The organism is Halostagnicola kamekurae (genome assembly GCF_900116205.1).
Classification (GTDB): Archaea; Halobacteriota; Halobacteria; order Halobacteriales; family Natrialbaceae; genus Halostagnicola; species Halostagnicola kamekurae.
In genome coordinates this window covers 1-7744 of the sequence record NZ_FOZS01000014.1, presented here as the reverse complement: position 1 = coordinate 7744, position 7744 = coordinate 1, and the positions used below count along the sequence as shown (strand labels likewise).

The window sequence follows — 7744 nt, the reverse complement described above, 5'->3', positions numbered from 1 at the left end:
GAAGGCAGTATCAACACGCTGTCGGAGGACTTCTTCGAGCTGACTAGCATCGTAGGGAGGAAATTCGATGACACGCTCACGAAGGGATGAACGAACATCTGATGATAGGTTTTCACCGAAGGCAGTATCGGTGCTGATCCCGATGAGTCCGAGTTTTGTTTCGGTGAGATCACCATAACTTGCTGCGCGCGTGGCTTTGTAAAGGAACGTATCGATGTTCGCTACGTGATCAATTTCGTCGAGGACAACGAGAGCAGTTCCGCCGATCTTGTCCAGTTGGTCGAAGAAAACGGAATAGACCTTACTCTCGGGGTGACCCGTTGAAGCTAGATAGTCCTCTGAATCCGGAATCAATTGGTTTGCGAGTTCTATCGTTAACTGATACGACGTATTCACGCCTTCACAGTTGATGGTAAGGATTTCAAGCTCAGTTTGGAGTTTCTCTGACGCTTCAAGTTGGTTGAGCACCCAATGTGTAACAGCGGTCTTTCCGACGCCATTCTGCCCATAGAGAAAGACATTATCTGGGCTTTCTCCCTTGTAGACGGGTAGGAGTGCATTCATGTACTCCTCTTTCTTCTCGTCGCGCCCGACAATTTCTGAGGGTATGTATTCATCGGCGAGAGCGTCTCGATTGGAGAAAATAGCGCTCTCTGATAAATGATCAAAGGCTGAGGTCATAGCAGTGTTTGATGGTTGTTCCTTCAACCAGAATTACAAAAAACCTTCGACCGTCGTTTCCGGAGGTTCCGTAGGTGGGGGGTTAGTTTCCGTAGGTTAATGGAAAACCACAACACCACCGCTTCCGGAGGTTCCGTACCCCACACCGTATTTCCGCAGGCTCCAGTCACTCGTATCAATAACCGATTTTCTCCCATTGAAGTTTCATGCTGAGAAATTCGTTCTACTACTCGCTACAGACTCGAAGGATGATACACAGATATTTATCCGTCTTATTCACACTATCCTAAATCCAATATTATAAGTAACTACCCGACAACAAACAAGATAGAAACCGCGCTTCTACCAGCCGCGAGGGGCATGCGCTGAAATGCCCCGGGTGGTACCACACCCGAGGCGCGGTTTCTAACCCGAGGTGGGTTCGAAACCATGTTTGCGTTGATTCTACCGAGATATAAACGTCTCGCACGACCGTCGTATCGCATTCAACTAGCAACCGCTCTTGTGGAGCACCTCTCAAGGGATCAATGAGCGAACAGCCATCGAAATCAAATAATGAAGAGTCGCCACTCCCAGCTTGTCCGCGGTGTGGCACACCCGTCGCGCTGGTCACGAGCCGCGGCCCGACGGAGCACATCTGCTCCCCCTGTGGGTGTGAGGTCGGTTCGCCCGACCTCTAAGTAGGTGCTCGAGGGCCTCAAAACGACCCTCGAGCATCATCTGTTCGAACGCTCTTGGGTAGGTGATTGTTGGTCAGCTCGTTGTAGTAGCTAAGTTTCTATTTCGGGAAAACCTTCTAATCTCCTCCTCAACAATATTCAAAAATCTCTCCCGGTTTTTGCCCCTCAATATTGTTAGCAAAATGTTGCTTCACAGCCCACCCATCAAGACATAAACCGTTCTCTCGATCTAATTCGTAATCCTGCTCATCTCGGTCAAAACCACGATCCAAAAATAAACCATACAACATAGACGGCCAGCCACCGGTATTCATACGTACTTTCCGCTCTGGCGTAAGCGCAGTACGATGTAGAATCAACGATGCCAACCCCTCCAAACTCATAAACACGACCTTGTAATCATCGTAGTCGGACCGGCTTAACTCGTCCAAGAAATCCTCGATCTTACTAAGATTGAACTCTGGAGAAATAAAAATCAACACTTCCTCATTAAACCGCCTAAGCCTACACACATCATCAATGATCTCCAAGTACTTCCGATACTGCGACCCTGCTTCTCAGTGATTGTAGGATAATTACGATAACCGCTGCTCACACTCTTCGAGTTTTTAGTCGAGAGTGACTGGCTCGTGAGATGCCGGAGATAATTTTAAAACCATCAACTAAACATCTAAAAATAAATAATACTTCAACCTTAACGCGTAGAAACACTACCAGTGTTTGGTAAGAAGGGACGTTGCTTGAAGTTGATAGCAACACCAGAACCATCATTTTTTACAGAGAGAACTGTAGCAAAGAAGCCCAGTGCAGCTGAAATAACCCCCGAAATGGCAGCTGGAACAGCACCAATACCCGATGCACCAAGAACCGCAGACGTAGCGGCGGAAACTGCCGCGCCACCAGCAAGTATAATTACTACTGTATCCGTCAGCTCATCATTCATTTTTAGTGTAATTGATGTCGTGATTCCATTTTGATCCCATGAGAGATCGTTCTGACCAGCCTGAGTAGACATAACAGACTGAGTAGACATAAGATTGTCATCACGGGAAGATTCGACCGGTTCGACCATTACTTCTCCATTTTCCTCAAATGCAGTGAGGTGTCCGTTCTCTATCCCTGTATTAATAGTATCTGCAGTTTGTTGGCTAGCTTCCGCGGCTTCACCCGTGACATCCTCATCAACAACAACTTGTCCATCTACGATATTAAATTTAGATTCAGGCTGCTCAGCGCTTTCTGCTGAACTTGCAGCCGCACTAGTTGCTGGAAGGATTCCAAGGGATAGGAAGCCACCGATACCTTTTATTGCAGTCCGTCGATCGATATTGTTTCTTCGAACCACATAACACGATAGTAGATAGTCACATAAAAGTTTAATCTAGAGACCATGATGTATCTTGCTAATCCATAGCAATCTTTAATAGTGTGCAAAATGGAAACCATGATATGGACTGGATAAAGATGGTCCCGCTTCTTGCGGCTATTGTAATATCCTTGTCAATATATGTGTTAGTGAGCGAAGCTGGAAGCGAGTATTTCCTGACCATCGCTCTATTATCAATATCCGGGGTGTTATGTATCATATCGACTATTGCACAGTTTCACAATAAGGGGAATAGCACATAGATAGCACTAATATAGCCCGTTGCACGCTTTCGAAAGTAGCCTCATAGTGTCACATATTCGAAAGCGTGCAACGGGCTATGATAGAATCCTTCTCAACTGGGGTGTGATACCCAATAATCATATCTGGATTTCCCGCAATACGTTGGTAGGAACCATTTAGGAGTTCCTATAGTCAACTCTCGACTATGTCTGACGATGGATTTAATACTATAGGGTTTGCTATATGATCTACTATAGGAATGGATGATACACTTCGCGCGGCCGCGTTCCTCGATAAGGGTGGTACTGGAAAGACAACGACAGTTGCACACCTTGGGGTGGCACTTGCCGAGCTGGACCAGGAGGTTCTCTTAGTCGATCTTGCGGGTAAGCAGGGTGACCTCGCAAAGCATTTCGGCGTTTGGGGTAGCTACCAGAAACAGATCGAAGAAGATGAAGCGTGGCCGAATATCTCCACGGTCTTTGACGACGCCTGGTCGACGATCGCCGACAAGTTAGGCGAGGATCCGGTTGCTGATCTCGTCGTCGACACAGGTGAGGGACCGGATCTTATTCCAGCCCACCCAGGTCTCGATACCCTGGACTCGGAGCTCGGAAATATTGACGACTCTCACGATCGATACAGCCGTTTTGAGCAGTTCCTCGACGAATATGTCGACCAACTCAGCTACGACGTCGTTTTGATCGATCTCCCCGGAATGACGAATAACGTCACCTACAATGGACTGTGGGCGACTCGAAACGCCCTCACTCCGGTTGAAATGGGTCCGTTCGAAGCCGAACAGGCGGATGCACTCCGGCGCGATCTCGACAAGATAGCAGAGAACTTCGAGATCGAAATTGACCTGTCGTTAGTGCTGCCCAACAAAGTCGATACGCGAACCTCGCTCGCCGAAGAGTACCTGGAATCGTTCGAAGCGGAGTATCCCGATGCAATCGCACCGAGCTATGTCCCTTACTCGCAGGACATTCGTAATGCCGCCCAGCGCGGTGTCACGGCGTTCGAACTTGATGGGCCTTCCACGACTGCACGACAGGCGCGGGAGGCCTACCTCGCAGCGACAGAGACGCTTCTCGAGCGCCTGGGGGGTGAGGGCGATGTCTGAGGACGACGACCTCACGGCGTTACGCGAGAAGACCTCTCAAGGCGACCGGCTCGATGAGGCGGCGGCTGAAGAGGAGCAACAGGAATTCGTCGAGGAGATCGTACGCGAGCTCGAGGCGATCGACGCTGGCGAGGAGCAAAAGACCGTCAGTGTCTGGGATGGTCACATTTCGGCGTTCGTGCGAGCGTTGGAAGCGAATCCTGAACACCTAGAGCGCGTCGGTCATTCCCTGCAGCGGGAACTCGACCTCGAGGAAGGTGAGGTAGATCGGAGCGTTGTCCTCCGCCTGGCTTTGCGCCTCGGGTTCCAAGAGGCAGACCCTGAGGAGTTTGAAGCTGTCCGAGAGGCGGCACAACGACAGGCCACGAAAGGACTATAGAGATAGCTATATTTCTGGCTATAGGAATTCTTGTAGTAATCTCTGTAGCAATTCCTGTATTAGCCTCTGTAGTAACCCCTGTAGAAATATATAGCGGAGTAGAGTTTACCGCGAATCCACCGCTGAACCGGTCAAAGGGTGTACTCAATCTGAACCGTCAAAATCATTCGAACCCTCACAGACAGCCAAGAGCTATTGGACGGATTGGACTACCGAACCGTCACAACCAGTTAGTACGTCCAAGATCAGCAATCGCTGTCTCACGGTAGTTAGATAGGTGTTTGACGGATGAAATCCCTATACCCAGCTCGTCGAAAACGGTATTCCACGCGCCGGGATAGTCGATCCAGATACCGAATCTGGATACTGAATCCGAATAACGAACTGAGATATTCGATTTGGATACCGAATCCAGAGACGCGATTCGAATAGCGAATTCGGATACTGGATTCAGCTGCTCATTTTCTGTCGGCTTCTCTTGCCAATTTTGTGAGTGATTGTATCCCAATCGCAAGACGGGGAACCCGGTTGCAACTTTAAGTAAGAGATTGAAACAACGTTGATGAGCTGTATATCGAAACCAAAGGCCTCTCTGTTGAAGCGTGACAAGCGGGCTACAGAGCGGAGTGTGACCTTTGCGGGAAAATGGTTGCCCTCGAGAAGGCTATCCCGAATTCACGACAGGAGCCGGTCCATCGACGCTGCTACGTCGACGCCTACGCTGGACCGAATTGGCTCGAGTAAGCGACGACCTCGACAGGAGATTTTTCACCGGCGGTTTCTTCGCAGTTGCATTACTGCCTCGATTCCTTCCTGCGATTCGGCCTGTCTCAATGCAACTTCTGGCGCGCGGGAGCGCGACCCCCTGGTGAAAACCACGCAGGGTTTTTATGTGAGACCCGCGTCTCACACAACAATGAGTACTGATACCGGCGGCGCCGGCGACGGTGACGGCAACGGGACGACTAAGATCGATGTCCGAGTGCCGACGCAGCTGCTCGAGGGGATCGACGAGGAGTACGAACGCCGTGGGTACACCTCCCGATCCGAGGCGATCCGTGACGCTCTCCGGGACTGGCTCAACCCGAGTGTCGAGCTCTCCGACGACGTCCTCGAGGATCTCCACGAGAGCCGGAAACAGCGCGAGCGAGGAGAGACCCACTCGCTCGAGGACGTGATGGACAAGTACGACGTCGACGCCGAATGAGGCCAGTTCTCTCTTTCGTCCAATGATAATTAAGCTCTCTCTGCATATCTCCCGGCATGACTGACGTCGACATTACGCCGAAGGCTGACGGCCACCTGGAAGGCCTCGATGCCGAGCCACGAGAACGAATCCTGAAGAAACTCGCCGAAGCACAAGACTGGACCGACCACCGCCTCGAGAAGCTACAGGGGTGGCCGTACTACAAGCTCCGCGCCGGTGACTACCGGGCAATCATCACGTGGGACAAAGGCGAGGACGTCCTCATCGTCGAGGCCGTCGGCCACCGCCGGAACGTGTACGACCGGCACCTCCCGCCATGACCGGCGATCGCGACGACGTCGACGGTGACGGTGTCCCCGACAGCGACCCGCGTCACATCGACCCCGCCGGAGACCTCGCCGACGTCGTCGAGAGCGGCGACCTCGAGATCGAACTGGACGACGACCAGGACGCCGACGAACTTCGTGAGTTCATCGAGCGCGCCGAAGCCGGTGAGTTCGACGCCGATCCCGGCCTCGAGGCTACTGTTCGAATCGTCCGTGCAATGCTCGAGGACGATAGCGGCGAGATAGACTGACTGCTCGAGCGGGCGTTACTGCAGTTATTTGGAGTTTAGCTCAGTCTGTCCGGATCACGCCAACCCTGCCGTCTCGAAAGCCTCGATCACGACATCCGCCGAGTTAGAGAACTTCGGTGAACCAGTCGGGTGCGCCATAGGCGTCGGCCCAGCAGCGTCGGTGACACGGTTCTCCTTGACCGTCCGGGATCGCCCGCTCGAAATCGACTATCTCTCCGCAGAGGTCACACTCCGCGCGGTGACCCATCTGACGTGTCTCGACATCGAGCCCCTTCGTCTCGATGTACAGTTCATGGAGCGCTCGGGGCGTCAGCCGGACGAGTATCTTCTCGCGGTCGCTCTCGTCCCGTGTTTCCGGCGTGTAGGTGAGCACCCAGTCTTGGCCGGGCTCACCGTCCCCTGCGGGCCCAAGCGAAATCGTCTGTGCGAGTTCATCTGGGATGTAGTGCCACTCGTTATCTCTAAATCTCGGGTAGTGCCCTTTTGGGCGGGGCTTCTTGGGATCGACGTCGTCTTCGGTCATGCGAGACCAGCCTCCTCGAAGGCACCGTTGACGACCTCAGGCGTCGGTGCGTTCAGATACGGTTCGATCGCCTGGAAGGAGTCCCAGCCGCCGACTGCCATCACGACGCGTGGGTTCACCTGTTCGTCGACGAGAAGTCGCTGTGCAAATCGCCGGCGAAGATCGTGGGAGCTCACGTATCGGAAGTCGCCGTCCCCGGTCTCATCGGCCGCCTGCTCTGCGCTCCGTTTGACAACATCGCGGACGCCCCGCTCGGTGAGATTAACGAACGGATCATGCCGACTAACGTTCTCCGCACTCTGGTAGCGGTGGAGATCGCCCTCGACGTCTTTCGGGAGGTAGGTGTCTCGAGGCTTCCCGCCGCCCCCTGTCGTGTCCTTCCCTTCAGGGACGCGAAGCCGATAGTGCTCGCCGTCATCAGTCCGTTTGATGTGTTTCGGTTTGATCTGAGGTATTTCGAACGCACGGAGCCCAACGTACCCACCGAGCTGAATAATGAGATCGTCACGGTGGGTCGCGGCCGCCCGCCGAAGCTCCTCGAGTTCGCCGTCGGTCATCCACACCTTGTATTGATCCTCTTTCGCCGTTCCATCGAGTCTCATGCAAGCTTGTTATAACAACTATTCACTAATCAGTACCGGTCAAGTGCGAATCTGGGCGGAAACAGCCGGGATATGCCCGGTTCGTTTCCGACTTGTATAACAAGGCGGCACCGACGACGCATAAGAAGATTTTAACCCCATAAGGGTTCGTCTGAAACTATCAGATTCGTCGCGTTATATAGATATCTACAATGGCTTCAACCCCACGAGGGTTCATCTGAAACGATTTTACGATATCGCGTGATAAAAGGATTCTGCACTCTTCAACCCTACAAGGGTTCGTCTGAAACTAGGACGGTTAGTAACCGGCGCGAGACGGCGTCTCCCTTCAACCCTACAAGGGTTCGTCTGAAACCGTCG

Annotated in this window: 10 protein-coding genes; 5 read left to right on the top strand and 5 right to left on the bottom strand. The window is 52.5% G+C overall.

Translation table 11 applies throughout. The features are described 5' to 3' along the window. From BM348_RS20450 to BM348_RS21000, 3 genes are all read right to left on the bottom strand, one after another. Positions 1–681: Cdc6/Cdc18 family protein (locus tag BM348_RS20450; protein WP_139231283.1), on the bottom strand; the 681-nt coding region annotated here is incomplete at its 3' end. A gap of 808 nt (positions 682–1489) precedes the next feature. Then, positions 1490–1675 (bottom strand): hypothetical protein, encoded by a 186-nt coding sequence (locus tag BM348_RS21750; protein WP_139231282.1) that lies wholly within the window; start codon positions 1673–1675, stop codon positions 1490–1492. A gap of 380 nt (positions 1676–2055) precedes the next feature. Further along, entirely contained in the window at positions 2056–2706 is a 651-nt protein-coding gene (locus tag BM348_RS21000) for a hypothetical protein (protein WP_139231281.1), read from the bottom strand. A gap of 523 nt (positions 2707–3229) precedes the next feature. On the opposite strand from BM348_RS21000, the gene BM348_RS20440 reads away from it, so the two are divergent. The 5 genes from BM348_RS20440 (at position 3230) to BM348_RS20415 (ending at position 6259) form a co-directional block, all read left to right on the top strand. Continuing rightward, positions 3230–4096: a ParA family protein gene (locus BM348_RS20440; RefSeq protein ID WP_092907958.1), complete on the top strand. Its 867-nt coding sequence runs from the start codon at positions 3230–3232 to the stop codon at positions 4094–4096. After that, positions 4089–4475, top strand: coding sequence for a hypothetical protein (locus BM348_RS20435; protein WP_092907956.1), 387 nt, complete (start codon positions 4089–4091; stop codon positions 4473–4475). The genes BM348_RS20440 and BM348_RS20435 overlap by 8 nt, the downstream gene beginning before the upstream one ends. Before the next feature lie 916 nt (positions 4476–5391). Then, positions 5392–5682, top strand: coding sequence for a ribbon-helix-helix domain-containing protein (locus BM348_RS20425; RefSeq protein WP_092907954.1), 291 nt, complete (start codon positions 5392–5394; stop codon positions 5680–5682). Between the two features lie 56 nt (positions 5683–5738). Beyond that, positions 5739–6002, top strand: coding sequence for a type II toxin-antitoxin system RelE family toxin (locus BM348_RS20420; protein WP_092907952.1), 264 nt, complete (start codon positions 5739–5741; stop codon positions 6000–6002). Beyond that, positions 5999–6259 (top strand): hypothetical protein, encoded by a 261-nt coding sequence (locus BM348_RS20415; protein WP_092907950.1) that lies wholly within the window; start codon positions 5999–6001, stop codon positions 6257–6259. Before BM348_RS20420 ends, BM348_RS20415 begins: the two co-directional genes overlap by 4 nt. A 103-nt stretch (positions 6260–6362) precedes the next feature. On the opposite strand, the gene BM348_RS20410 is transcribed toward BM348_RS20415, so the two are convergent. Both BM348_RS20410 and BM348_RS20405 read right to left on the bottom strand, forming a co-directional pair. Then, positions 6363–6782: a hypothetical protein gene (locus BM348_RS20410; protein ID WP_092907948.1), complete on the bottom strand. Its 420-nt coding sequence runs from the start codon at positions 6780–6782 to the stop codon at positions 6363–6365. After that, complete coding sequence (locus tag BM348_RS20405) at positions 6779–7384, bottom strand: site-specific integrase (RefSeq protein ID WP_092907946.1); 606 nt, start codon at positions 7382–7384, stop codon at positions 6779–6781. The genes BM348_RS20410 and BM348_RS20405 overlap by 4 nt, the downstream gene beginning before the upstream one ends. Positions 7385–7744 lie beyond the last annotated feature (360 nt).

Bases quoted from the DNA above. Each gene is read 5' to 3' on its own strand.
- BM348_RS21750 (WP_139231282.1), bottom strand. From the start codon at position 1,675: ATGAATACCGGTGGCTGGCCGTCTATGTTGTATGGTTTATTTTTGGAT.
- BM348_RS20440 (WP_092907958.1), top strand. From the start codon at position 3,230: ATGGATGATACACTTCGCGCGGCCGCGTTCCTCGATAAGGGTGGTACT.
- BM348_RS20435 (WP_092907956.1), top strand. From the start codon at position 4,089: ATGTCTGAGGACGACGACCTCACGGCGTTACGCGAGAAGACCTCTCAA.
- BM348_RS20425 (WP_092907954.1), top strand. From the start codon at position 5,392: ATGAGTACTGATACCGGCGGCGCCGGCGACGGTGACGGCAACGGGACG.
- BM348_RS20420 (WP_092907952.1), top strand. From the start codon at position 5,739: ATGACTGACGTCGACATTACGCCGAAGGCTGACGGCCACCTGGAAGGC.
- BM348_RS20415 (WP_092907950.1), top strand. From the start codon at position 5,999: ATGACCGGCGATCGCGACGACGTCGACGGTGACGGTGTCCCCGACAGC.
- BM348_RS20410 (WP_092907948.1), bottom strand. From the start codon at position 6,782: ATGACCGAAGACGACGTCGATCCCAAGAAGCCCCGCCCAAAAGGGCAC.
- BM348_RS20405 (WP_092907946.1), bottom strand. From the start codon at position 7,384: ATGAGACTCGATGGAACGGCGAAAGAGGATCAATACAAGGTGTGGATG.